The following is a 24,872-nucleotide window of genomic DNA, read 5'->3' on the forward strand; positions in this document are numbered from 1 at the left end:
CGCGGACGAACCCGGCGGGCGCGGCCGGCCCGGATCACGGTGACCCCATGCTCGCGAACGGCACGCAGGCCCCGGACACGGCCGTACCCGACGAAGCGATCACTCCCCTCATGCGCGGGCTCACCGTGTTGCGGAGGCTCACCGAGGCCGACAGCAGCCGGGCGACGGCACGCCGGGCGCTGATCACGCTGGAGCACCTCGGTTGCGTCACCGAGCACGACCGTGTCTTCCGGCTCGCCCCGCGCTTCCTGAGCCTGAGTTGTCCGCCGCTGTCCCGGTCGACGCTGCGGGAGATCGCCACCCCGCATCCGAGCACCCTGTCCCAACTCCCGCACGCGTCGACCTCGTTGGCGGTGCTGACGGGCGACGACACCCAGCACACGGCCCGGGTGGCCGCCAACCGCCTCATGAGCGTCAACATCACGGTCGGCACCCGGCTGCCGCGTACGCAACCTCGCTGGGCCGGGTGATGCCGGCGGACCTGACGGACACGCTGCCCGCGGCGGCTGCGCCGACACCGCGGGCGGTCACGGATCCGGCCGGGCTCGGGGCGGTGCTCTAGCAGGTACGACGCGAGGGATTCGCCTTGGTCGACGGCGAGTTGGAGGAGGGGCTGCGATCGATCGCCGTACCGGTGTGGTGGCCCGGGCGCCGGGTGATGGCGGTGAACGTCGCCATGCACAGCAGCCGCCGCACAGCCGCCGCGCTTCCCCGCGCCCCCGTCAGCTCGCCTGCGCGAGTCTCCCCGCGGCCACCACTCCCCGAAGCGCCGGCGCCGAGGCGATGCGCGGCAGGAGCAGCAACCAGAATCGGGTCAGCGTGGTGCGGGACAGCCAGCGCACGTCGTGCCCGCCGAGCGCGGCGAAACCCACCGTCGCACCGACCACCGTGGCCACCAGGTCCCGGGGCGGGACGTCCGAGAGCAGCCCCTCCCGCGCCGACCGGATGACGGCGTCCTCCACCCACGCGTGCCACCGCTCGTACAGGTCCTCACCCTGGCGGGCCCCCTCACCACCGTCGCAGAGGTCGAATCCGGCGCGCAGAACGACGTCGTTCCCCAGTCCCTGCAGGAGGGCATGGCTCGCGTCGACCAGTGCCTGGAGCGAACCCCCGAGCTGCGGCGGCGGCCGCTCTCCCGAGGTGATCCGCCGGAACCGCTGGGCCGCCGCGTCCCGCACCGCCGCGGCGAGGGCGGACTTGCTGGGGAAGTGGAAGTGCAGAGCGCCGTTGCTGACCCCGGCTCTGGCGCTGATCGTCGACAGCGTGACCACCTCGAAGCCGTCCCGGCTGAAGAGCTCGGCGGCGGACTGGATCAGAGCATTGCGCGTGCGCACCGCGCGTTCCTGCTTGGCCATCAGACGCTCCGTTACTGCCGGGATTCGGAGCATAACAAACCGCACGTGCGGTTTTCTATTGTTCGTGCAACGATTTCCCCGGGACGAGCCTCACGCCCCTGACCGCCCGGAAGACCCGTTCGAGACGGCTGAGACGTTTGGGACGTTTGGGACGGTTGGGACCTTCGGGACAGCTGAGACGGCTAAGACGGCTGAGCCGGTCGAGATGGCCGCGACGGTCGAGACGGCCGCAGCACGACCGGCAACGTCGCGTATCCGTTGACGATGAAGGACCGCACCGGCTCGACCTCGGCCGGCGGCACAACGGGTTCCAGATCCGGGAACCGGGTGAAGAGCGCCGCGAGCGCGGAGGTCGCCTCCAGCCGGGCCAGCGACGCCCCCAGACACCGGTGCACCCCGAAGCCGAAGCCCAGGTCGTCCCGCCGCCCGGCGCGCAGCACGTCGAAGACGCCGACGTCTTCCCCGTACGCCGCCGGATCCGAGGCCGCACCCGCGAAGGAGACCAGGATCGGGTCACCCTTCCTGATGTGTACGCCGTCGAGTTCGATGTCCTCCACCGCGAAGCGCATCGGCGAGTACGCGGCGGGCGCGTGCGTACGCAATGTCTCGGCGACCACGTCGGCCCAGTCGGCGCGGCCCTCCACCACATGCGCGCGCTGTTCCGGATGGGCGCACAGCGCGCCGATGGCATTGGTGACGAGCGTGCAGGTGGTCTCCTGCCCGGCGGCGATCATCAGATAGAGCGTCCCGAGGAGTTCCTGCTCGGTCAGGCGGCCGTCGTCGGCGTCGTGCACCTCGATCAGCGCGGTCGCCAGATCGTCGCCGGGCCTGGCCCGCTTTCCGGCGGCCAGCTCCGCCAGCCTCCCGTAGACCCTCACCCGGGCCGCGGCCATCTCGTCGCCGGGAACCGCCGTGCCGAACACGACCTCCAGGTCCGTGCAGATGGGCTCGCGCGCCTCCTCGGCGACGCCGAACAACTCGCAGATCACCCGCATGGGCAGCACCTTGGCGAACCGCTCGCGCAGATCGACCGGTTCGCCGTCCGGCAACGCGGCCAGCTCGTCGAGCAGTTCACTCGCGAGCTCCTCGATGCGGGGTCGCAGGGCCTCCGTACGCCGGGCGGTGAAGGCGGCGGCGACGAGCCGGCGCAGCCGTGCGTGACCGTCCCCGTAGGCGAAGAGCATGTTCTCGTTCGCCACCCACGGATACAGCGGCCACTCCTCACCGATACGGCCCGCGACGAACTCGGGCCAGTGCTGCCGGGCGTCCTTCGACACCCGCCGGTCAATGAGGAGTTGTTTGACGTACTTCTGCCGTACGACGGCCCAGGCGCGCACTCCACCCGGCAGTTCCACCTCGACGGCCGGACCCCGGGACCGTAACCTCGCGGTCTCGCCCGCCAGGTCACGCCCGGTCACGTCGAGGGCATACGGGCACCCGGTCATGTCCATCCGTGCACTCCGTTCGGTCGGTCCGTCCTTTCGGCATGCGGTGCGGCGCCCCGCACCGGCACACCACGGCGGAACGCATGCGCATGCGGCCTCCACCCGTCACCCGGCAGACCGCACCGGGCGTGCTCACTCCGCCGCCTTCGCCGCCTCCGACTCACGCTGTCTCAGGGCGGCTTCGTACACCCGCGGGCCCCGCTCCGGGGAGAAGTCCAGTCGCACCAGGACCCCCGGCGAGGCGACGGAAGGCATCAGGTACCGGTAGAGGTCGGCCACCCGCTCGGCCAGGTCCGCCCGCTCGGTCATGATCCTCGACAGAACCTGGACCCCGGTGAACGCGCCGACGAACAGCCGGGCGAGCGCGGCGACATCGACGTGCGGGAGGATCTCCCCCTTCGCCTTGGCCTCTTCGAAGACGGACTGAGTGTGGTCGGTCCAGGCCTGCATGGGCACCCGCCGGTTGAGATGGTCCTTGGGCGACCCCTGGTCCACGGTCAGGCGCACGCTGCCCTGGACGATCGCGTCCCCTGTGTCCTTCCTGAGCAGATACGCCAGCAACAACGCCTCGTCCAGGGATTCCTGGAGTTTCAGCTCCTGCTCCGGGACACGTGGAAGCGAGGAGACCTGCGCGGCCAGGACCTCCTGGGCCAGCTCCTCCTTCGACGAGAAGTGGAAGTAGAGCGCACCCTTGGTGACCCCCGACCGATTGAGCACGTCGGAGATCGTCGCCGCCTCGTACCCGACCTCGTCGAACACCTCGGCCGCGGCGACCAGGATCGCCTGCCGCGTCCGAATGGCTCGCTCCTGCCGTGCCACAGCATCCTCCGTACCCACCGTGCGCGCCGGACGCGATCCCCCGATCCCCCTGCCAATACCCAAGGGACAATAAAACCAGCCGAACGGTTTTTCAACCCTGAAGCTTCCGCAGCACAAACCACCCTTCACCCCTTCAAAAGGGGTCATCAAGAGCCTCTACCGACGGGAGACGGGCTCAGAAGGGTCTTGAATACAAAACCGGATGGTACGTATCTTCGGTCTGTGCTCCACACCTGACCGTACCCACACCAGGGGCAAGCTCGATGACTGTCACCACACCCGAGGGCTTAGGGACGGAAGTGCCGGACCCGACCCATCCGTCGAACCCGGTCCCCTCCCCGTCGAACCCGGTCCCCTCACTGTCGGCCTCTTCCGTGTCGGCCCCGGAACACCCGGTCGCCGCCGCACTGGCCCACCTGCTTCTCGAGGGTGCGGAGCGCGACCGCAGGCACGGCACCTGGCGCGAGATGATCTCCCGCCCCGCGTTCTCGTACCGGTCCGGCCTCTCCCTCGCCGGCCGGGCCGCACTCTCGTACGACCGCCTGCGCCTCCTGAACGGCGTCCTCGACGACCCGGTGCGGTTCGCCGCCGACCCGCACCGGCTGGCCGCGCTGCACGAGTGGATCGGTCCGGTCGACGGAGGGCTGACGACCCTCGCGAGCATCCACTACAACCTCTTCCTCGGCAGCCTCGTCGACCACGACCACGCGGGCCGGGACCTGTCCGCCTTCACCTCCCTCCAGCGCACGGGAACGTTCCTGTGCACGGAAGTGGAGCACGGCAACGACGTGGCAGCCATGGAGACCGTCGCGGTTCTCGACCGTACGAGCGGCGGGTTCCGTCTGCACACGCCGACGCCCGGCGCGCAGAAGTTCATGCCCAACACCAGCCTGACCGGCGGGCCCAAGACCGCGGTCGTCGCGGCCCGGCTCATCGTGGACGACGAGGACCAGGGCGTCTTCCTCTTCCTCACCCCGCTCAGCGACCACACCGGACACCTGCCCGGAGTGACGGTCCGCCCGCTGCCGGAGCGCACCGGCACCCCCGTCGACCACGCCCTCACCTCCTTCGACCACCTGTGGTTGCCGCACGAGGCGCTCCTGCAGGCCGAGCACGGCCGTCTCGCCCGGGACGGCGCCCTGGCCAGCAGCCTCGGCAACAAGCGCAAGCGGCTCCTGCGCTCCATCAACCGCGTCACCATGGGCAAGCTCTGCATGAGCGCCGGCACCCTGGGCATGGCACGCGCCGCGCTCGCGATAGCGGTCCGCTATTCCCACAGCCGCCTCATCGCAGGTCCCAGGGCCGGCGAGCGCATCCCGGTCGCCGCGCACCGCAGCCACCACAGCCGGCTGCTCGACGCGCTGGCGACGGCGTACGCGATGACGTTCCTGCACCGCACAGTGGTGGACCGGTTCGCCGCGCACACCGAGGAGGACCGCGAGGAGGTGGAGCGGCTCGCGGCGATCGCCAAGGGCTGGATCACCTGGCAGGCACGGGACATCACCGCCGAATGCCGGGAACGCTGTGGCGCGCAGGGCCTGTTCCCCGCCAACGGCATCTCGGACCTGTCGGCCAACATCGAGGGCGGTATCACCGCCGAGGGCGACAACCTGGTGATCTGGGTGAAGGCGGCCTCCGAGATGGTCTTCGGCCACCGGGCGGCACCCCCGGACACCGTGCCGCACGCCGACCTGACGCACCTTCCCTTTCTGCGGGGCCTGCTCGCCCAGGTCGAGGTCATCTGGCAGGCACGGGCCCGCGCGGCCCTGCGCGAGGGCCCGTCCGGCGACCCGGTCGGCCGCTGGAACGTCACCTCCTCGGCAGCCCTGGAGATGGTCTCCGCGCACGCCCGCCTGCAGGCCGCGGACGCCTTCGCCGCCGCGGCCGAGCGCGCGGCAGACCCGAGGGCCCGCCGACTGCTCCGCTCCCTGTGCCGCCTGTTCCTGCTCCGCCAGATCGACGGCCACACCGGAGACCTGCTCGCGGAGGGCCATATGACCCCGGATCAGGTGAAGGCTCTGCCGAAGACACTGGACACGGTCGTCGCCGACCTCGCACCGCACATGATGACCCTGGTCGACGCGTTCGACTTCCCGGCGGAAATGCTGTCGGCGATCCCGATCGCCAGCGGGGGGTCGATCGTGCGGACGATGACGATGACGGAGGCGGACTCGGAGACGACCGCGGGGTCGGTGTCCGTACCGGGCCGGCGCTGAGGCGAGCAGGCCACGCGGACGGACGAATCACGACCCGGGCTGGTGCCAGTGCCGGTGCTGGCGCTGGCACTGGTGCTGGTGGTTGTGCCGGTGCGGATGATCTCCCCGTTGCGTTTCCGACGGCCTTCGGGAGGACCCAACGAACAACGGCATCGGGGTCCGGCCGGACGCGGGCTCGGGACCCCACCCCGTGCACCGCGAGCAGCCCCTGTTCGGGGCTTCACCCCAGGTCAGCTGGATGAGGACCGCCGAGGACCTCACCCCTCCGGCCGAAGACGAGGTGCCCGAGGCAGCCGTACGAGACCGCCATGCCGGACCAGACGGTGACGGCGGTCGTCACAAACGTAACGGCCGGGCCACCAGCGAGGATGCCGCGCAGCCGAGCCTGGATCGGGTACCCGACGGCCCCGAAACACGACTCCGCCGGAACAGGGGCGACCACCGCGGAACGCATCCGCTAGGCTGTCACCGATCCGCCTTCGTAGCTCAGGGGATAGAGCACCGCTCTCCTAAAGCGGGTGTCGCAGGTTCGAATCCTGCCGGGGGCACCAGACAAAAGGCCCCGGACCGATCATGGTCCGGGGCCTTTGACATCCAGCTTTGACATCAACGCGGGCAGTCACTGACGACCGGGGCGCCTCCGCAGCAGCCGGTCCATGTGGCCCATGGCCTCGCGCTGGGTGTCCTGCACGACGTGTGTGTACACGTCACGACGCGGGGCGCGACTCCGGCCGCGGTGAGAAGGGTCGCGGTGCCGTGCCGGGCGTCGTGCAGCCGGATGACGCGGAGGCCGGCGGACTGGGCGATGCGGGTGAAGGAGCGGTACAGGTTGCGCGGCTCGACCGGGCGGCCGGTGCGGGTGGTGAAGACATAGGCCGACTCCTGCCACTTCTCCCCCGCCTTCGCGCGGGCAGCTGCCTGCCGCAACCGGTGTCAGCGCAGGGGCGCGATGCAGAGCGCAGAGAGCGGGACGGCCACGGCGACGGCGGCTCTTGGGGTCGTCGTCATAGAGGACGCCACGGCGGCGCTGCGTCTGCTGCCGGACGTAGAGGACGCGGTCGTCGAGGTCGAGGTCAGACCACCGAAGGCCGACGATCTCTCCTCGGCGGAGGCCCATGGCGATAACGAGGACGAAGGCCGCGTAGAGCGGGTCTTTGCGGGAGGCCGCGAGGAAGTCGAGCGTCTCCTCGAGGTCCAGGGCTTCAGCTCGCGGCTGTCGGTGCGGGGTGGCTCGACGGGCTTGGCGACGTTGCGGGTGATCAGTTCCTCGCGGCAGGCGGAGGAGAGGGCCGAGCGCAGAACTCGGTGCGATTCCTTTGCCGTTGCCGCCGTGGTCTCCTACTCCAGGCGGACGAGGAAGCGGCGTACGTCGGCGACGCCGAGGGAGCATGGGCATCGCCGCCCCGCAGATCGGCATCGCCCGAGCCACCGCCGTCGTCATGCCGGCCGACGACGCCCCCTGCCGTCATCCTGCTCAACCCCCGCATCACCGACCGCTCCGAGGAGACGGACCAGCAGTACGAGGGATGCCTCAGCTTCTTCGACGTCCGCGGTTTGGTCCCCCGTCAACTGAAGATCACGGTGGAGGCCACCTCCCTGACCGGCGAGACCACGACGACCGAGTACGAACGCGGACTCGCCCGTCTCATCCACCACGAAATCGACCACCTCGGCGGACTTCTCTACACGGCACACATGCTGCCCGGGGTCGATCCGATCCCCGTGGAGGAGTACCGGCAGACCGGGCGAGCTTGGGCATACGAGTAGGACCGATATCAGCAACGCCGGCGCCTGCCGTGATGCCGGCTCAGGACTGGGATCAGAATGAGGTGCGCTCGCCGCTCGTCAATGACGGGCTGCCAGTTCTCGTTGCCAGGCAGGGGTGGGTGCGGCCAAGACGCGCGGTGGGGGCGGGCGGGCTCAGGAAACAGCCCAGGCGCTACGGCGCGGGCGGCTTGCTTGGCGGTTCCCAGCCCTGGGTGAGGATGTCGAAGATTTCCTCGACGGCGGCCCGGCGGTCCTGCCGCCCGCGAGCGATAACCGGGATCTGGAGTACGAATCGAGCAAGAGCCACACATGCGAGGTTGTCGTGGTCCACGCCGATCTCGTCGGCGATGGCTGCACTGAGGCCGTCGGTGTGCCGGGTCCACATGCGTTCGGCGTACTCGCGTAGCGCCGGCGTTGAGTCGACCAGGTTGGTGAACTCGGTCATCTGTGGATGCGCCGCGATCGGCAGCCAGGTGTCGAGGACGTGCTGTCGGAGGGCATCGAGGATGCTCTGGCCGGATGCCCGCTGCCGCACCGCGGCGGTCAGTTCTGACTCCCGGTCCTCGTCCTCGTCGAATACCAGCGCTTCCTTGCCGCTGAAGTGCTTGAACACCGTAGCGGTCGACACGTCGGCGGCGTCGGCGATGTCACGGATGCCCACCTGGTCGTAACCGCGCTCCAGAAAGAGCTGCAGCGCGGCGTCGGCGATCGCCTGTCGGGTGGCCGCCTTCTTGCGTTCGCGGCGGCCGACGGGGGGAACGGTCATGACTTGAGCGTATCCGATAGTCGAACCCTTGGAAAAGTTGACTCGTTGCACTTTTGCATTTGATCTGCTTTTGTAGGCGTGGCAGTTAGTCGAGCGGCACATCCTCGCCGGCATGCAGATCGCCTGCACCGCACAGCTGGTCGCCGTCACGTTCATCGAGGGAACCCCGCTGCGGGGCCCGTCCGAGACCGAGGTCGCCCCCGGAACGCCCTGGCCCGCTCGCCCGATGCCCCCTCTTCGTCGACCGAAAGGAACAACCATGAACTCCCCAGAACCCGCCCGCGCCGGCATCAGCATCATCGGCGCCGGACCCGGCGGCCTGACCTGCGCCCGCATCCTCCAGCAGCGCGGCATCGCGGTCACCGTCTACGACCGTGACCCGAGCCCCGACGCACGCAACCAGGGCGGAACCCTCGACCTGCACGCCGACAACGGTCAAATCGCCCTGCGCGAAGCCGGCCTGCTCGACGAGTTCTTCCAGCTGGCCCGCCCCGAAGGGCAAGAAATGCGGCAGATGGACCCCACCGGCCAGATCACGTCCCACAAAGTCCCCGAGACCGACGAGCTCTTCAAACCGGAAATCGACCGCGGCCAGCTGCGCAGCCTGCTCCTCGACTCCCTGCACCCGGGAACCGTGCACTGGGGCCGCGCCCTCGACACGATCAGCGGGCCCACCGACGGGCCGCGGCAGTTGCGCTTCGCCGACGGCACGACCATCGAGACCGATCTGGTCATCGGCGCCGACGGCGCCTTCTCCCGGGTACGCCCGGCCGTGTCCCCCGCCGTCCCCCAGTACACCGGGGTGAGCTTCCTGGAGGCATGGTTCTCCGACGTCGACAACCGGCACCCCGATATTGCCGAGCTGGTCGGTTGGGGCAGCGCCCACGCAGCCGACGGCAAGCGTGGCCTGTTCGCCCAGCGCAACGGCGGAGACCACATCCGCGTCTACATCATCCAACGAGTCCCGGTCGACTGGATCAGCACGAGCGGCCTGACGACCGACGACACCCACGGCATCCGCACCGTGCTCTGCGACGAGTACGCCCACTGGTCGCCCCGCATGCGCCAGATGATCACCGAAAACGACGGCCCCTACGTCGACCGCCCCCTCTTCGCCCTCCCGGTCCCGCACACCTGGGAACACAACCCGACGGTGACCCTGCTCGGCGACGCCGCCCACCTCATGCCCCCGCTCGGCGTCGGCGTCAACCTCGCCATGCTCGACGCCAGCGAACTCGCCCTCGCCCTAGCCAACGCCGCCACCGTCGACGACGCCATCCGCACCTACGAGAAGACCATGCTCCCCCGCTCCACCGAGACGGCCAAGGTCCTCGAACACGGCGCCGAGCACCTGCTGTCCACTGACGTACCCGACTTCGACAGCGACAGCGACGCCCCGCCCCAAGGAGCGGGATCACAGTGAGGTCTTCAGCCGACGCCAGCAGATGCTGGCGCAGCCCAGGCTGACGAAGGCTTGGTGGATGTCGTCGCGAATCTCCCAGCGGATACGCAGGCGCCGGAACCAGTGCAGCAACGCGAGGGCGCCCTCCACGACCCAGCGGTGGATTCCGAGACCGGAGCCGTGCCCGGTGCCGCGTCGAGCGATGATTGGGGTGATTTCCAACCGGCGGACGCGGTCACGGTACACGTCATGGTCGTAGCCGCGGTCGGCGTAGAGGCGTCGGGGACGACACAGCGGTTGGCCGCACCTGCCGCGGATCGGTGGAACGGCCTGGATTAGCGGGATCAGCTGGGTGACGTCGTTACGGTTTCCGCCGGTCAGGGTCACCGCCAGAGGGATGCCATGCGCCTCGACAATCACGTGGTGCCTGCTGCCGGTCCTGACCTGGTCCACCGGGGAGCGTCCGGTGGCCGGCCCGCCCTTCAGTGCGCGTACGTGCGAAGAGCCGACGGCGGCCCGGGAGAAGTCCAGCATCCCGGCCGAACGTAGTTCGGCGAGCAGCAACTCGTGCAGGCGCTGCCACACCCCGGCCTCGTTCCAGTCCCGCAGCCGCCGCCAGCAGCTCATTCCCGAGCCGAAGTCGAACTCCCGCGGCAGGTGCCGCCACGGGATGCCGGTGTACAGCACGAACAGGATCCCGAACAGCACCCGGCGGTCATCGATCCGCCGCCGCCCCGGATACCGGAAACGCCGCTCGGCCACCGGCAGCAGCGGCTCGATTCGCTCCCACAGCCCGTCCTCGACCAGCCACGGCTTGCTCCCGCCACGCGTCTCGGCCGCACCCGCCCCCTGCCTGGCACGCACAACGAACTGACAGACCGTCATTTCCCGGCGGCGAACACCTCGTTCTGATCCCAGCCCTTGGTCGAGTCTGCATGGCTGCAAGCACCTCCGCTCGTCCAGACAACTCCTGCCGATCAAACGGCGAGTCCGGTGCCTGCGAGGCTTCCGCCGACGAGATCGGGTCGGTACCGGACCTGGCGCGGGATCCGTGGGGTCACTTCATCGGTGTTCGGTGAGCAGCGCGGTGAGGCTGTCGGTGATCTGGTTGCGGGCGGCCGGCGGCAGTGAGGCCAGGCGGTGTTCGATCTCCTGGTCGAGCGTTGTGGCGGCGGCATCCAGGAGCGCGCGTCCCTGTGCGGTGAGCTCCACGATGGAGGAGCGCCGGTTGGTGGGGTGAGGCTGGCGCTGGACGTGGCCGGCCTTTTCGATCCGGTCCACGGCTTGGCTGGCGCCGCCGCTGGTGATGGCGAGTTGGTCGGCGATGTCCTGGACACGGCAGTGGGGGGTCTGGGCGATGACGCGCATCGGCAGGTAGTGGGCGAGCGGCAGGTCATGGGTCGTGCGCAGGGCGGTGTCTGCTTCGTTCCACAGGTGGATCTGGGCGCGCACCACAAGCCGCAGGAAGTCCTCGTTGTTCACCGATCCGCTCCTCAATACCTTGCCACCATGGTTCATAGTGCTTAACATCTTATCTCTAATGAACTATGGCTTCCAACACTGAGGACGTACAGCCATGAGCACCACCCAGATGGACAATGTCACCGCCCTGCTGCGCGGCTCTCAGCTCGACCTGGCACAGGATCCACTGACGATGCGTCCGGTGTACCGCGCAATGCTCACCGCCGCTCCGGTACCCGCCGACGTGCAAACCGAACCGACCGCACTCGGCAGGGTCCCCGCCCTGCGGGTGCGCATCGAGGGGACGGTCCCTACCGCCACCATCGTGCACTTCCACGGCGGCTGCTACGCCGTGGGCGCCCCGGAGACCAGCCTCACCGTGGTCGCCAACCTCGCTCGCCGCACCGGCGCCGAGGTGGTCTCCGTCGACTACCGGCTCACCCCCGAACACCGCTATCCGGCCGCCGTCGACGACGCCCTCACGGCCTACCGTGCACTGCTGGACGCCGGAGGCGACCCGTTGCGGATCGCGGTCGCGGGGGAGTCGGCCGGGGCCGGTCTGGCGATGGCAACCCTGCTGGCCGCCCGGCGCGCAGGGCTGCCGCAACCCGCCGCGGCACTCCTGCTGTCACCGTGGGTGGATCTGACCCAGTCCGGCCGCAGCCTGGAGTCCAAGGCCGAGGTCGACCCGTCGATGACCGCCACCGCCCTGCGCGTGCGGGCCGCGGACTACCTGGGCGACGCCGACCCGCGCGGCGAGCTGGCCAGCCCTGCCCTCGCCGACCTGCGCGGCCTGCCGCCGATACTCGTCCAGGCCGGCAGCCACGAGGTCCTGCTCGACGACGCGGTGCGCCTGGCCGCGCGTGCCGCCGAAGGCGACGTCGACGTCACCCTCGACGTCGTGGCCGGGGCACCGCACGTCTTCCAGGCTTTCGCCGCCGTCCTGGACGAGGCCGCCGCGGCGCTCGACCGCGCCGCGGCCTTCCTGCGCGACCGTCTGCACCCGGCCGCCTCGCCGACGCAGGTCGTGGCATGACCGGCCGGCCCACGGCGCTGGTCACCGGAGCCGGCAGCGGCATCGGCGCCGCCACAGCCCGGCTGCTCGCAGCACAGGGCTACGACCTGATCCTGGTGGCCCGCCGCGAGGACAAACTGGCCGCCGAGGCCGAGTCCTTGCGCCAGGCGGGAAGCCGAGTCGAAACCCTTTCCGCTGACCTGGCCGACCACCAGGGCCTGCGCACCGTGGTGGACCGCGCCCAGGCCGGCCCGGTGGACCTGCTGGTCTCCAACGCCGGTACCGGCGGCTACACACCGCTGACCGACCTCACCCCCGACGACGTCGACCACCTGTGGAGGCTCAACGCCACAGCGCACATCACCCTCACCCGGGCGGTACTCCCGGCGATGCTGCACGCAGGCTCCGGCGGCATCGTTACCGTCGCCTCCCTGCCGGCCTTCAGCGCCGGCCTCGACATGGGCTTCCCGCGCACCCTCTACGTGGCCGCGAAGTCCGCCGTCGTGGGTTTCACCCGAAGCCTCGCAGGCGAACTGCGCGGGACCGGGGTGAAAGCCACCGTCGTGTGCCCGGGCCTGGTCGACACCGAATGGTCCGGCGGCGCCAACCACGGCGACCCGCGGGCCATGCCCGCCCCTGACGTCGCCCAATCCCTGCTCACAGCCCACCGGCAGGGCGAGGTGCTGTGCGTTCCCGGCATCGAGGACCGCGACGTGATCCGACGCTGGACAGACACCGAACCCACCCTGCTGCTCCAGGGCAACCATGCCGAACTCGCCCCCAGATACCGGCGCCCAGCCCGGAGGGCACCCAGGTCAAGGCCGTTCAAACGCTGATACTCGCCGGCCGACATGAGGTTGCAAAAGCCTCAGTGGGTGAACGTTCTCCGTGGGCACCTACCGAGCCTTCTGCCAAATGCGCAGCCCGTCTCTCGGGGTGGGGCTGTCCCCCCTCCGTTCTCGGGGGCGTGCACCGTCGCGGTCGTCTCTGCGGACGACGAGGCTTGGGACGTCGAAATCCTTCGACACATCGAGGTCGCCGACGGTCGGCCTGAACCTCCTCCTCCACTCTCGCGGAAGGAACCCCCATGCCCAGCCCCACCGCACGGCGTCGGCGACGACGGCACGCGACGCTCACCCTGGCCTCCATCGCAGTCGCCGCCTGTGGCCTCACCGCCTGCGACGCAGCCACTGCAAGGAACGCGCAACCGGCTACAACCGCGTCCCGGACCAGTGCAACGGCATCCTCGGTGCCCCCGACGGCAACGACCGTCGCCCAGCCGTCACTTCACATGATCACCAACAACGGTCACAAGCTGGCGTTCTACGTGACGCCTGGCCATGGCCCGGCCATCGTCCTCGACGCCGGCGGAGGTCTCGACGCGTCGTACTGGAAGAAGATCGTGCCCGTGCTCGCGAAGAAGACCGGGTCCGAGATCATCACCTACGACCGCGCCGGCGAAGGAAGGAGCAGCGACGTACCCGGGCCGTGGAGGGCACAGAACGCCGCCTCCGACCTCGAGGCCGGCCTGACGCAGCTGGGAGCCACAAAGGACGTGCTCCTGGTCTCCCACTCCCTCGCCGGGGAGATCGCCACGTACTTCGTCAGGCAGCACCCGCACTGGCTCACCGGCGCCGTCCTCGTGGACGCCAGCCTCCCCGAGTTCTACACCGACGGCGAGACCGCCAAGCTCGTGGCCGCGAACGAGCAGCAGATCGCAGCGCTCAAGAAGAAGCCACAGACCCGGGCGACCCGCCAACTCCTCGCCGAGGCCGACCACTACGGCCCCGTACACCGCGCCTACCACAAGCTGTCCTGGCCCCAGAACGTTCCGGCCACCGCGATCGTGTCCTCAAAGACCCCCTTCCCGACGGCCGACGACGCGCTGCTGTGGCGGCAGGCCCAGCAGGAGTTCGCCAATGCCGCACCCAACCGGCACCTCGTAGTGGCGCAGCACAGCTCACATGACATCCCGAGCGACCGGCCGGACGTGGTCATCGACGCGGTGCAGGACATGGTGAGCCGACTCCGCTAGAGCTTCAACCACACGCCATGGACCGTCCGGACCGGCAGGCTTGGCCGATCCGGAGCACCTGGCCGCGGCACATGGCGAGCACCGTGCAGAGTTCGGCCGAAGGTTTCCACAGCCGTGCCGCCTGCGCGGGATCCGTCGCACAGGCGCGTACCGCGCTGATGAGTTCGCCTGCGCTCCAGGACGCCACGGTGTCGCAGTGCTCGCAGCAGACCCCGCCATGTCCGCGAGCTGCCGGCTTGTGGCCGCCCACACCTGGGTGGCGGCACCCTGCGCCGGGGTCTTCAGGTCGGGATCTGCCGGATTGCCATCCGCGTCGATCCACCCGGCGGCAATCTTTCGCGGTGAGTACAGCCGGTCAGTCCGGCCGCGGTCAGGGTGAGGTGCTGGGCCAGTACCCCGGCCGCGGTGTCGGCGTCCCGGGCCAGTGCGGCCTCCTCCAGCCGGCGGTGCTCGCCAACGTGGTCCCGGTCGGGAACGCGGTGCGCCGACCAGCGGCGAGCCAGCTCGCTCGCGGTCCACGTCAGGTCGAAGGTCTCCAGCAGGACGGGGTCGCCACAGCCCTCCAGCAGGGTGCGGTGGAAGACCCGGTGGGCTTCGGACCATGCGCCGCTGTAGTACTCGCCCTCCTCCAGCCCGTACGCCGGGGTGCGGGCCAGACGGCCTGCCCGAGGGCGCCTTCCAGCTGCCCAACGACGCCCGCGCCGCCCGCTTCATCGGCGCGGCCCCATCGGCCGGGCACGGCCCGCACCGCTAAGTCATCGTGGTGCACGCCCTAGACGTCGAGTCCATCGACGTTGCGGCCGACGCCCCCCCGGCTGTCCTCGGCTTCACCATGGCCGGCCACATCCTCGGCCGCGCGGTCCTGACCCGCGCGGAGTGCGCCACGCCCTGGCCGCCGTGCTCGCGCTGAGCGCGTGAGCCGTACTGACCGGAGCGACCTCACTGCCAACCGCCGCCCGAAGGCGGCCGGTGCCACTGGGCTGCGCGGAGGGTCGGTGGATGGCAGGAGCCTGCGCGGCGCCGCCAAGGCAACCGGCCGCAAAACCCGCCGCCGCACTGACCGCAAGACCGGCAACGATGGACGGCAGCGGTACCCGGCAGCCCTGGGCGGCAGGGGCGTCAGGGCCGCCCACCACGGCGTGCCCGCATCTTCCAAGCACTTGGTCCGGGCCCTCGAACCCGTACACCACTTCCCTGGACGCAACCCGGCTTTTGTCACCCTCGGCGCGCCCCCCGGGGGTGATGTAGCGGCTCGCGCGCCGCTCCGTCCCCGTGCGTGGGTGAATGAGCTCTCCACCGTGAAGGCCGTTTGAGTGACTGGAGCGTCACCTTCTGCACGCGGACACGCAACGTGTGGTGCGATGCCCACGTGAATCCGGGGGTCGGGCTCGGAAAGCGACGCCCGCCCTGGATCCGTGGACGATCGAAGGGAAGCCCATGGTGCTCCGCGCGCTGGCCGCGACTGGTGTCGCCACATCACTGTTCGGCTCGTCGGCCTTCGGCGGCAACCCGTCCCCGCCGCCGGACCGGATCGTCATCGACACCGTGGCGGTCAACGGTTCCGGCTGCCCGGCGGGGACGGCCGCCGTGACCGTGTCCCCTGACAACACCGCCTTCACCGTCACCTACAGTAACTACCTCGCCCAGGTGGGGCCCGGGTCGGCGCCGACCGATCGGAAGAAGAACTGTCAGCTCAACCTGCGAGTGCACGTCCCCGGTGGCTACACCTACGCGATCGTGTCCGCCGGCTACCGCGGCTTCGCGTCACTGGCGCCGGGTGCGTCCGGGACCCAGCGGGCCAGCTACCACTTCCAGGGCAACGCCCACACCACCAACTCGACCCATCGCTTCAACGGCGGGTTCAACGGCAACTGGCAGACGACCGACACCGTGGACGTCGCCGCCCGGGTCTTCGCCCCCTGCGGGGAGGAGCGCAACCTCAACATCAACACTGAACTGCGGGTCGAACCCGGCACCTCGAGCCCGAGCGCCACCAGCTTCATGGAGATGGACTCGACGGACGGCGGGATCAAAACCGTGTACCACCTGGCCTGGAAGCAGTGTCAGTGATCTCCTGGCGCTGCGATCGACGGGTGCGTCCAGGCCAACGGCTCTCGTAATCGGTGGTAGCACTGTGTGGTGATCACTGGAGGAGAATGCGCCGGCGGAGCAGGGGTAACTCGGCTCGCCCGTGCATCTGCCTCTTGCGGCACGCGAGCCGCCGAGTGACATCAAAAGTCATTAACGTTGATCGGAGCTTCACGAAGTCCCGGACCGACGTGGCTCGGGGAACCTCTTCTGAGCCACCCCCCTTGATCGCGCTTTCGCCTTGGAGCGACAGCAGACGACCCAACGCTCCGCGGCATACGGGCGAGCACTGACAAACGCGGGCTGCACCACAGGTGCACCGGATCGAGTGGGGAACAGCGGGGAATCCCGGTGAAAGCTGCCGCCGACGACGAGGCCGGCAAGGTCACAGTCGGAGTGCCAAGCGGCAAGCCCCTGTACCACCACGGGTCACCCGGGACCGTCGTCACCATGGGCACCAAACGGGTCCACGTGAGGATGGGCAAGGCCGCGTTCGAGGGCCACGACGCAGAGGTGGCGAACTTCCTCCCCGGCGACCTGGACCCTGGCCTGGGCAGCGCGGTCGGCCACGGGACGGGCATGGAGCCGCTGCCTCGGCCGGACAGAGGATGGGACGTGTCCTGCCCGGCTACGGCGGTGCAGGGGCCGCCGTCTAAGCGTGCCGCGGAGGAGCGCCTGTGGTTCCTGCACGCCTGTTGCGGATCCGCCGCAGGCAGATGGCGACAACGGCCATGAGCAGCAGCGCCTGCAGATAGGGCATGGCTCGGTAACCGGTCTGGCGGACGACGTAGTTGAGCCAGTCCGGGTGCATCGGGTAGGGCAGACCGGGGTCGAACGGCAACGTCATGCAGGTGGTGTGCGCGATCAGCACGAGGTCGAACCAGGAGCGGGGCAGCATCGCCACGAGGATCCAGGCGACCGCGTCGTACCACGGCCGGACGTAGGCGGTGCCGAGCAGGTAACCGGCGGCGAGTGCCAGTGCCGGGCGGGCCGTCGCCTGGACGATGGCGCCGTCCTCGACCGGTGGCAGCGCCACCAGAAGCAGAGCAGCGATGCCGAGGACCATCAGGATTTCCACGACCGGCACGAGGTGCACGGCTGCGGAACCGAACACGGGTGTCAGCAGTCTGCGCTGAAGCAGCGGCCACGGGGAACCGACCACTGGCTGGTTGCTGACGGCCGCGGCATTGCGGATGGCCCGCGGCACGAAGCCGTATCCGAGTGCCAGCAGCAGTACACCGGCCGACGCGGCGGCGGCCAGGCGGCGTCGGTCGTGCCGCATGCCCCATGCGAAGGGCAGCACGAAGATCCCCAGTGTGAGCTTGACCGCGGTCGCCGCCGCGAGCGCGAGGCCGACGGCGAGACCGGAACGCCGCAGCGCCCAGAAGGCGACGACCACACAGAATGCACCGAGCACATCGACGTGGGGTCCCACCACCAGGTTCCACAGCAACACCGGATTGAGGGTCCACATCAACTGCGAGCGCACCTGTCGTTGCGGATCCGGTCCGGCCAGACGCAGCAGGAGCGCCCCGGTGGCAACGAACGCGGCACCACTGAGCAGGGACAGCACCCACACGGTGAGCAGCATCGAGGTGCCGCCGACCAGCGAGGCGGCCCATTCGGTCGCGGTGACCAGAGGCCCGTAGACCGACGGATTGTGCAGCCATGGTTCTGCGATCGACAGTTGCCCGATCGGGTCGCCGTTCCGGGCCAGTCCAAAAGGCGTCACCCGGTACGGGTCGAGCCCGAGGGCGGCCATCCGGCCGTAAGCGGCATAGTTGAGCGGATCCGTGGTTCCCAAGGGGGGCACGCACACCAGGCCGAGGACGGCGAGCGTGCCGGCAGTGAGTAACGTGCGGGGGCGGGGAGACCATCCGCGGCGCGTCGCGGCGAGCCCGGCGATCACAGCGGCAGTGCCGACGAGCAGCACCACGGCGACGAGCACCCAGATGAGGAGGTCCGGCGGACGAACGTTCCAGAACCACGGCGGAAGGTATCCGGCGGGCCCGAACAGCGGCTCGACGGCGGACGGCCCCATCAGCCCCAGAAGGACCATCAGGAGAACACAGCCGGCGTATGCCAACAGGGCACCGTTGCCGAGAGCCCTGCCACCGTCGGATCCGCCCGAACCCTCCGCGACAGGCGGACGGGATTCGGAATTCCCCCTTGAGGCCGAAGAAGACAACAGATTGCCTGACACGCCTATGGCCTCGGCCTTCGTGATCAGTGAGCCCAAACAAAACCGCTCTGGTCACTCGGGTTCCAGAACGCCGCTCAATCATCGGCCCAATGAGCGCCGTACGAGACACGGTTAGGTGAAACATGGGTTACTTCGCGGCGTCCAATGAGCACCACACGGTCGGTCGGGCGGGGAACCTCGCGAGAACTGAGGTTCACGTGCCCCGACGGTCGGCTCACCGGCGTCCAGCTCACCGAGCGACTCGGTGACGGCTGGACCAAGTCCCGGTCAGCAAGTTGGAGAACGGCCGGCAGACCGCCACGGCCGACGTGCAGCCGGCCCCGGGCTGCGGCGAAGCCGAACCGGCAGGTGCCGGTGTGGCATGAGGCTCTGCCCTGGTCGGTGCTGTCAGTGGACTACCGGCCCTTCCCCAAGGCGCTCGTGGAGCGGTCCCGGCTCGGGGCGGGTCCGATGTTCCGTCAGGCAAATCATCCCCACAGGTGGCGCAGAAGTTTTCGTGGCCCCGTAGTGAGTACTGGCGCGGACACACCAGCGTTACCGGCGGTTCACTCGTTTACCGCGGCAGCCTCACAAGACCTGCATTGGCATGGCCTTGACCAGCGCAAGAGGCTGGCCGCATGGTGAAACCATCTGGCCCGCAACTGACCTGACATGCCGTCTGTCAACGCTGATTTTGGTCATGTGGCCCTTCCGAACCGCCTGAAACCGCACGGAGGCTTGATGCACGGCAGCGAGATACCCTCCGGACCACCGGCAATCCACCGCCACCAACCAAGACGCCGGGTGCGGGGGATCGCAGCTGCCCTCACCGCGATGCTGACACTGGTCGTCACTGCCCTCACCATCGGCCTGGCCACCGATGTCCAGGCCGCCGCTCACTCGCCCGCCCCGCGCGCGTCCGCCTCCGCGAGTACGACGGACTTCGGCTGCGTCCATCCCTCGCAAAGCGGGCAAGCCCGTTGTTTCGGGGTCATGAAAGCCCACCGTACCGCCTCGGGCCGTATGTCACCGTTCACCACCGGATCCCCGACCACGAGGGGGTACGTGCCGTCCGATCTGCGTTCCGCCTACAAACTGGGCGGTACCTCGGGATCCGGTCGAACGGTGGCGATCGTCGACGCCATGGACGATCCGAACGCCGAGTCGGACCTGGCCGCTTACCGCAGCGCCTACGGCCTGCCGTCGTGCACCACCGCCAACGGCTGCTTCCGCAAGGTGAATGAGAGCGGCCAGACAGCGCCGCTGCCCTCCGGTGACTACGGATGGGCCGAGGAGATCAGCCTCGACCTCGACATGGTCTCGGCGACATGCCCTGGCTGCCACATCCTCTTGGTCGAGGCAAACTCGGCGAACGTCCCGGATCTCACGACGGCCGAGGACACCGCCGCCACCACTTCGGGCGTCGTCTCTGTCTCCAACAGCTGGGGCGGGGCCGAGGACAACACCGTCACCTCCGTCGACTCGCACTTCAACCACCCCGGCATCGCGATCACAGCGAGCTCGGGTGACTCCGGTTACGGCGTCTCCTGGCCGGCCTCCTCCCCGTACGTCACCGCCGTGGGCGGCACCTCGCTGAGCAAGGCGTCCAACTCGCGCGGCTGGACCGAGACCGCCTGGAGCGGCGCGGGCTCCGGCTGCTCGCCGTACGAGGCCAAGCCGTCCTGGCAGCACGACTCCGGATGCGCCAAGCGTGCCGTCGCCGATGTGTCTGCGGTCGCCGACCCCAACACCGGGGTGGCGGTCCATGACACGTACAACAGCTGCGGCGGCGCGTTGTTGTGCGACACCGAGCTTCAACTCGGTCTCGCACAGGGTGCCGACGGATGGGTCGAAGTCGGAGGGACCAGCGTCTCGTCGCCGATCATCGCGAGCGTCTACGCACTGGCCGGAAACACCTCTCAGGTCGTTGGCGGCTCGTATCCGTACAGCCACACGTCGGCGCTCAACGACGTCACCGCGGGCAGCAACGGCTTCTGCGGAGGCAGTTACCTGTGCACCGCGGGTCCCGGATACGACGGGCCGACCGGTCTCGGCACGCCCAACGGCACCGGCGCCTTTTGACGGCGCCGCTCTCTGACCGACGAGGGCTGGGCTCGCATCGCACCACTGCGGCGCGAGCCCAGCCCTTGCCTCGTCTCAGCCCTCCGGCCGGCCGAAGATCGCACGCTCCATGCCGTGCCTGGCCGGCCGGATACCGAACCTGCTCAGGACGCCGGCGTCGAAGCCGTGTCCGTCGGCTGCGCCGACGGGCCGCTGTCGAGCCGTTCACCGCACCGAGCGGTCACGCGCACCACGGATCCACAGCCCGAGGTGATCGCGACGGACGCGAGGTGGTGGGTCTCCGTGGCGAACCTCTCAGCAGGCCGCCCGGCGCACGTCGTGGCCACAAGGACCTGTAGAAGCACCCGCATGCACGCGGACCTCAGAGGATCTGGCGGCCGACCACTGCCCGGCCGGGATCATCGGCCGACACAACGGTCGCGGTGATCCGCTTGTCCGAAGCGCCACTGGTTGCGCACCCGACTACCCTCGAAACCTCACCGCAGTCCTCACGCAGGCAAACCTGGGGCCCTCTGTCTGCCCTCACGGCTGTGCACGGCATCTCCCAGCGGCTCAGCCGCCGGAGTGCCGTTGCCGTCCTTTTCCTCCTTTCCCGTCGTCGTGCTTGCCTGGCCGCTCGCCGCCCTTGTCGCCACCGTGCTCCGGCCCGGGTGACGTCCTGGCGGACGGAGGGGCAGGCGATGGCGTCGTGGCCGGGGACAGACCGGCGGGTGTCGATGCGATGCGAGTGGGTGAGGGAGAGGCCGGAGACGTAGGCGCCGCGGCGCCGGAATTCAGCGAGGCTCCGAGGGCCGCAGCCCCGGCGAACAGCGCGAGGCCGGCGCCGGCGAGAACGGCTTTGGAGGCCGGCGTGCGGCGACCGCTGGGGCGGGAGTGCGTGCCGGCGCGGGATTCACCGGCGTGCAGGGCCGAAGACGATGGAATTGCCGGGGCGGACATGAGGCTGGTGCCGTCGTGCTCGGCCGGTCGTGGTGTCCCGTTCTGCGCGGCCAGCCAGGCGGCTGCCTGCTCGGCGGTGGGCCGGCGAGCCGGGTCCTTCGCGAGCATGTGCAGCACGTAGTCGGAGAGCGGCTGCGGTATGCCCGGGCGCAGGTGGTCGGGCGATGCTGGTGTGGCACTGACGTGCTGCTGGACCACGGCCCGTGACGTGGCTCCGCTGAACGGAGGCCGCCCGGTGAGCAGTTCGTACAGGACGCAGCCGAGGGAGTAGACGTCGGACGCGGGCTGCGCGGGACGGCCCAACGCGCGTTCCGGAGGCAGGTAGTCGGCGGTGCCGATGATCTTTCCCGTGGCGGACGGGCTGCTGGCGGCCTCCTCGGCGAAGCGTGCGATGCCGAAGTCGGTGATCTTCACGGTGCGGTCGGTGGTCAGCATGACGTTGGCGGGTTTGACGTCCCGGTGGACCACTCCCTGTTGGTGTGCCGCGGAGAGGCCGGTGGCCGCCTGGGCCGTAATGGCTGCCGCCTCGGCCGGGGGCAGTGCACCGCGCAGGGAGCGTTCTTGGGCCAGGTTCCAGCCGTCGACGAGTTCCATGACCAGGTGGGGCTGGTCATGGTGCGAGCCGAAGTCGTACATGCCCACGACGTTGGGGTGGTTGAGCCGGGCGGCGATCTGCGCCTCCAGGCGGAATCGGTCGGCGTCCGCCGCCTCCTCGGCATGCAGCAGTTTGACGGCCACGGGCCGCCCGAGGAGTTGGTCGCGGGCTCGCCACACCTCGCCCATCGCGCCGCGTCCCAGCAGCTCCTGCAACTCATAGCGGTCCGCCAGCAGACCCTGCACACCCACCCCGATCATCGCGTTGCTCGTGGTTCCCCCCAGGCCCGACGGTTCGGTTTGCGGGCGTTCGGGTCCCGGTTGCCCAGGCCGACGCACACTCCCTCCCGGACCCGGCGCCGGGGTGCGCATGGGCAGGCAGACGACGGGGGATTCACCAGCCTGCCCCTCATTGCGCGACCACCTGCTCGGAAAAGGGGGCGAGCAGGTGCAACGAGGCCCCTGGGTCCCTGGGCCCACTCCTGCAGCGCACCGGAGTGCCGGGCCGTCACACCCCCGGGGCGCCCAACGCCACACGGCTCTCCGAGTTGGGAGAGCAGGGGCAGGCCCGGCACGGGGGGAACCGAACCTGCCCCAGCATGTCGGCGCCTCCAAACACTCCCCCCGGAGGATGGGCGCCATGACCCCGCCCGGGGTCACTTCCAACAGCGCGCCGCAGGTCAGGAGTGTCACGGGGGAACGGGAATGGTTGCGAGACCGACAACCCTGTGAAGGAACACCCTGACCTCCTTCATGGCATGGTCACGAATTACGCAGACACCGTCGGCCGAGGACTGCGGAGGCACCCGAATCACACTCCTCCATTCAGTCCGGAAAACTTCCCTGACGTGTGAACATGCAGGTAAGTTCCTGTATAGGCAGCCATATTCGGGACATCACAGACGTCGCTGTAACGCTGCAGTGCGTGCGGAACGCAGAAGTAGGGAGAAGCGGGGTACCGACCGGATGAATCTGGGTGCCCTGGCGCGAGCGCGCACACACGGCACTACGTCAGATCGGATATCCCCGTGAGAAACATCGACCCGAATCCCGGATACCAGGCATACGGCGAGCCGCCGGGCCCGGACCGCTCCCTGCACCGTCAGGCCACCACACGGCGTACGGCCGGCACCACCTGCACGATCGCCGGCATGCGGCGGGTCTGCTGGGCCTGTGGATCCTGTTGTTCCTGCTCGACGCGAACCGCTCGAATGTGTTCGTCGAATTCGTGCGGGGCACAGCGGGCCGGCCGTCCTGGTGATCACAGGATATTTTCACGATGGACACCGAGGAGACACGCGTGGTCCTCAATTACGGTCTTCCGGCCGTCATCTATTTGTTGACCGGCCACGGGATCGCTGCCCGGCTCGACCGAGCCCGACAGTGGACCGGCCTCTTTATCGATCGCCATGAAAGTGGGCCGACCATGACACACAGCTCCGCTGGAAACGATCGCTTGCCGATCTATGAGGACCTGATACGCGAGCGGGGTGACGTCGTCGCGGAAGCTCAACGTGCCGCGGAACACACGCAGCACCAGGCAGCGGAATTGCTGACCGGACGGGATGCGGGTCAGCAAGCTCGTCGTTGGGACGGCAGCACCGGGGTCGCTGCGGCTGGTCAGCCACAGTGGCGCGGGTCGCCGCGCTAGGGGTGGGCCTCGGCGCGGGTACGTCCGCGTGTCCCGTCCTCACCCAAGGACCAAGCCATGGCCCAGGCGGGCCGACGGCACGTCGAACCAGGAAGACCGGAAAACCGCAGATGGATTACTGCTCCTCATGCCGTCGGCACCTCAACGGCGCACTGGTGTGCCCCGGGTGCGGCGCCTACGCCCCGGACATCGCCCCGCACGCCGCCGACGGCCACAGCGGCTCGGCCCCGGCGATGACGAGCGCCGGACCAGCCACAACGGCCCATCGGGGCCCCGCGGCCTCCGTCACATGGCACGACAGCCTCCCGGACGGCGAGGCGGAGTCCAACACTGCCATGGACGTGGCCCCGCACGTCGCCGCCGACGCCGAGGACCTGCCGCCCGCACGGCAGGGGCGTGCGGCACGCCGTCGCCGACTGGCCCGCTGGAGGAAGAACAAGCGCCGGGCAGCGGTCGCGGGCGCTGTCTCACTCGTCGGAGGCGGCCTGGGTATCGCCATGATGGACCGGCACTCCACCGACCGGGCGCAGGCAGCAGTGGCACCGGACGACCCGAGGACGAGCGCCATCCAGGAGCAGACGCCCCAGCAGAACCATCCGGCCGCCGCACCAGCGACCGCTCAACCCTCCCACCGGCCGTCACACGTCCCTTCCCAGCCGCAGCCGCCGACGACCAACGCACCGCGGCAGCAGTACCTCGCGGCACCGCCCCGCAGGACGTCATCGATCGCCCGGCCGGACACCGTAGCTCCTGTCCGCCCGGCCGCGACGGCGCCCCCGCAGCCGCAGACCACCGCCCCGGCCGCCGGCGACACGACCTCCGACCGCTCCGGTACGACGGCGCAACAGCCGTCGGCGCCCGCGACGGGCGACGGCACGAAGCCGGGTACGTCCCAGACCACCGGCCCCTCATGGGTCTCAACGTCGCCGACGGAGGTCTGCCTGCTCGGGTTGTGCCTCGGCTGACCACGCCCGCACCCGGACGTTCCCGGCGGGACGAGGGGGCGGAGTTCGCGAGCCGTGTGTCAGCCCGTGAGCGTGCCCATGGCTTCACCC

At 69.6% G+C, this 24,872-nt stretch carries 19 protein-coding genes, 1 tRNA gene and 4 pseudogenes; 13 read left to right on the top strand and 11 right to left on the bottom strand.

Going from position 1 to position 24,872, the window contains the following annotated elements:
* Nucleotides 1-47 precede the first annotated feature (47 nt).
* Together AAW14_RS39500 and AAW14_RS39505 are read left to right on the top strand one after the other, a co-directional pair.
* Entirely contained in the window at nt 48-470 is a 423-nt protein-coding gene (locus AAW14_RS39500; RefSeq protein WP_322741092.1) for a hypothetical protein, read from the top strand.
* A 131-nt stretch (nt 471-601) separates the two neighbouring features.
* Nucleotides 602-649 (top strand): annotated as a pseudogene (locus AAW14_RS39505) (hypothetical protein); the annotation flags it as partial.
* Nucleotides 650-722: 73 nt separating this feature from the next.
* Here the strand turns inward: AAW14_RS39505 and AAW14_RS21965 are convergent.
* The 3 genes from AAW14_RS21965 to AAW14_RS21975 all read right to left on the bottom strand — a co-directional run bounded on the left by AAW14_RS21965 (nt 723) and on the right by AAW14_RS21975 (nt 3,619).
* Nucleotides 723-1,355 carry a ScbR family autoregulator-binding transcription factor gene (locus AAW14_RS21965; RefSeq protein ID WP_265565630.1) on the bottom strand — a complete coding sequence of 211 codons (633 nt, stop codon included), beginning with the start codon at nt 1,353-1,355 and terminating at the stop codon, nt 723-725.
* Between the two features lie 182 nt (nt 1,356-1,537).
* Entirely contained in the window at nt 1,538-2,806 is a 1,269-nt protein-coding gene (locus AAW14_RS21970) for a cytochrome P450 family protein (protein WP_265565631.1), read from the bottom strand.
* Between the two features lie 126 nt (nt 2,807-2,932).
* Nucleotides 2,933-3,619 (bottom strand): ScbR family autoregulator-binding transcription factor, encoded by a 687-nt coding sequence (locus AAW14_RS21975; protein WP_265565632.1) that lies wholly within the window; start codon nt 3,617-3,619, stop codon nt 2,933-2,935.
* A 263-nt stretch (nt 3,620-3,882) separates the two neighbouring features.
* Between AAW14_RS21975 and AAW14_RS21980 the strand changes: the two genes are divergently transcribed.
* Nucleotides 3,883-5,835: an acyl-CoA dehydrogenase gene (locus tag AAW14_RS21980; RefSeq protein WP_265565633.1), complete on the top strand. Its 1,953-nt coding sequence runs from the start codon at nt 3,883-3,885 to the stop codon at nt 5,833-5,835.
* A gap of 475 nt (nt 5,836-6,310) precedes the next feature.
* Nucleotides 6,311-6,386: transfer RNA gene (locus AAW14_RS21985), tRNA-Arg, on the top strand.
* A 68-nt stretch (nt 6,387-6,454) separates the two neighbouring features.
* On the opposite strand, the pseudogene AAW14_RS21990 reads toward AAW14_RS21985, so the two are convergent.
* Nucleotides 6,455-7,221: pseudogene (locus AAW14_RS21990) on the bottom strand (tyrosine-type recombinase/integrase); the annotation flags it as partial.
* A 99-nt stretch (nt 7,222-7,320) separates the two neighbouring features.
* On the opposite strand from AAW14_RS21990, the gene AAW14_RS21995 reads away from it, so the two are divergent.
* Nucleotides 7,321-7,602 (top strand): peptide deformylase, encoded by a 282-nt coding sequence (locus AAW14_RS21995; protein ID WP_265565705.1) that lies wholly within the window; start codon nt 7,321-7,323, stop codon nt 7,600-7,602.
* A gap of 172 nt (nt 7,603-7,774) precedes the next feature.
* Here AAW14_RS21995 and AAW14_RS22000 read toward each other — a convergent pair whose 3' ends face one another.
* Nucleotides 7,775-8,368, bottom strand: coding sequence for a TetR/AcrR family transcriptional regulator (locus tag AAW14_RS22000; protein WP_265565706.1), 594 nt, complete (start codon nt 8,366-8,368; stop codon nt 7,775-7,777).
* A gap of 259 nt (nt 8,369-8,627) precedes the next feature.
* Between AAW14_RS22000 and AAW14_RS22005 the strand changes: the two genes are divergently transcribed.
* On the top strand, nt 8,628-9,791 hold the full coding sequence (locus AAW14_RS22005; protein WP_265565634.1) for an FAD-dependent oxidoreductase: 1,164 nt from the start codon (nt 8,628-8,630) through the stop codon (nt 9,789-9,791).
* On the opposite strand, the gene AAW14_RS22010 is transcribed toward AAW14_RS22005, so the two are convergent.
* Together AAW14_RS22010 and AAW14_RS22015 are read right to left on the bottom strand one after the other, a co-directional pair.
* The gene (locus tag AAW14_RS22010; RefSeq protein ID WP_265565635.1) at nt 9,783-10,655 is read right to left on the bottom strand and encodes an IS5 family transposase; all 873 of its coding nucleotides are present in this window, start codon (nt 10,653-10,655) and stop codon (nt 9,783-9,785) included. The two genes, AAW14_RS22005 and AAW14_RS22010, sit on opposite strands and share 9 nt — an antisense overlap.
* Nucleotides 10,656-10,832: 177 nt before the next feature.
* The gene (locus AAW14_RS22015; RefSeq protein ID WP_265565636.1) at nt 10,833-11,252 is read right to left on the bottom strand and encodes a MarR family winged helix-turn-helix transcriptional regulator; all 420 of its coding nucleotides are present in this window, start codon (nt 11,250-11,252) and stop codon (nt 10,833-10,835) included.
* Between the two features lie 94 nt (nt 11,253-11,346).
* Between AAW14_RS22015 and AAW14_RS22020 the strand changes: the two genes are divergently transcribed.
* The 3 genes from AAW14_RS22020 (at nt 11,347) to AAW14_RS22030 (ending at nt 14,281) form a co-directional block, all read left to right on the top strand.
* Nucleotides 11,347-12,267 (top strand): alpha/beta hydrolase, encoded by a 921-nt coding sequence (locus AAW14_RS22020; RefSeq protein WP_265565637.1) that lies wholly within the window; start codon nt 11,347-11,349, stop codon nt 12,265-12,267.
* Nucleotides 12,264-13,082 carry an SDR family NAD(P)-dependent oxidoreductase gene (locus AAW14_RS22025; protein WP_265565638.1) on the top strand — a complete coding sequence of 273 codons (819 nt, stop codon included), beginning with the start codon at nt 12,264-12,266 and terminating at the stop codon, nt 13,080-13,082. The genes AAW14_RS22020 and AAW14_RS22025 overlap by 4 nt, the downstream gene beginning before the upstream one ends.
* A 455-nt stretch (nt 13,083-13,537) precedes the next feature.
* Nucleotides 13,538-14,281: an alpha/beta fold hydrolase gene (locus AAW14_RS22030; RefSeq protein ID WP_265565639.1), complete on the top strand. Its 744-nt coding sequence runs from the start codon at nt 13,538-13,540 to the stop codon at nt 14,279-14,281.
* Nucleotides 14,282-14,562: 281 nt separating this feature from the next.
* Here the strand turns inward: AAW14_RS22030 and AAW14_RS22035 are convergent.
* Nucleotides 14,563-14,940 (bottom strand): annotated as a pseudogene (locus AAW14_RS22035) (FCD domain-containing protein); the annotation flags it as partial.
* On the opposite strand from AAW14_RS22035, the pseudogene AAW14_RS22040 reads away from it, so the two are divergent.
* Nucleotides 14,937-15,191: pseudogene (locus AAW14_RS22040) on the top strand (YbhB/YbcL family Raf kinase inhibitor-like protein); the annotation flags it as partial. The pseudogenes AAW14_RS22035 and AAW14_RS22040 overlap by 4 nt on opposite strands.
* 527 nt (nt 15,192-15,718) lie before the next feature.
* Nucleotides 15,719-16,351, top strand: coding sequence for a DUF4360 domain-containing protein (locus AAW14_RS22045; protein WP_265565640.1), 633 nt, complete (start codon nt 15,719-15,721; stop codon nt 16,349-16,351).
* Nucleotides 16,352-17,021: 670 nt separating this feature from the next.
* On the opposite strand, the gene AAW14_RS22050 is transcribed toward AAW14_RS22045, so the two are convergent.
* Nucleotides 17,022-18,428 (bottom strand): hypothetical protein, encoded by a 1,407-nt coding sequence (locus AAW14_RS22050; RefSeq protein ID WP_265565641.1) that lies wholly within the window; start codon nt 18,426-18,428, stop codon nt 17,022-17,024.
* Between the two features lie 957 nt (nt 18,429-19,385).
* Between AAW14_RS22050 and AAW14_RS22055 the strand changes: the two genes are divergently transcribed.
* Complete coding sequence (locus AAW14_RS22055) at nt 19,386-20,633, top strand: S53 family peptidase (RefSeq protein WP_265565642.1); 1,248 nt, start codon at nt 19,386-19,388, stop codon at nt 20,631-20,633.
* A gap of 552 nt (nt 20,634-21,185) precedes the next feature.
* Here the strand turns inward: AAW14_RS22055 and AAW14_RS22060 are convergent.
* Complete coding sequence (locus tag AAW14_RS22060) at nt 21,186-22,427, bottom strand: serine/threonine-protein kinase (protein ID WP_265565643.1); 1,242 nt, start codon at nt 22,425-22,427, stop codon at nt 21,186-21,188.
* A gap of 1,000 nt (nt 22,428-23,427) precedes the next feature.
* Complete coding sequence (locus tag AAW14_RS22070; protein WP_265565711.1) at nt 23,428-23,745, bottom strand: hypothetical protein; 318 nt, start codon at nt 23,743-23,745, stop codon at nt 23,428-23,430.
* 182 nt (nt 23,746-23,927) lie between these two features.
* Here AAW14_RS22070 and AAW14_RS22075 point away from each other — a divergent pair, with 182 nt between their 5' ends.
* Nucleotides 23,928-24,782: an SCO2400 family protein gene (locus AAW14_RS22075; RefSeq protein ID WP_265565644.1), complete on the top strand. Its 855-nt coding sequence runs from the start codon at nt 23,928-23,930 to the stop codon at nt 24,780-24,782.
* The last annotated feature ends 90 nt before the right edge of the window (nt 24,783-24,872 follow it).

The sequence above is a fragment of the Streptomyces hygroscopicus genome (assembly GCF_026168105.1).
In the GTDB taxonomy this organism is placed as follows: Bacteria; Actinomycetota; Actinomycetes; order Streptomycetales; family Streptomycetaceae; genus Streptomyces; species Streptomyces hygroscopicus_D.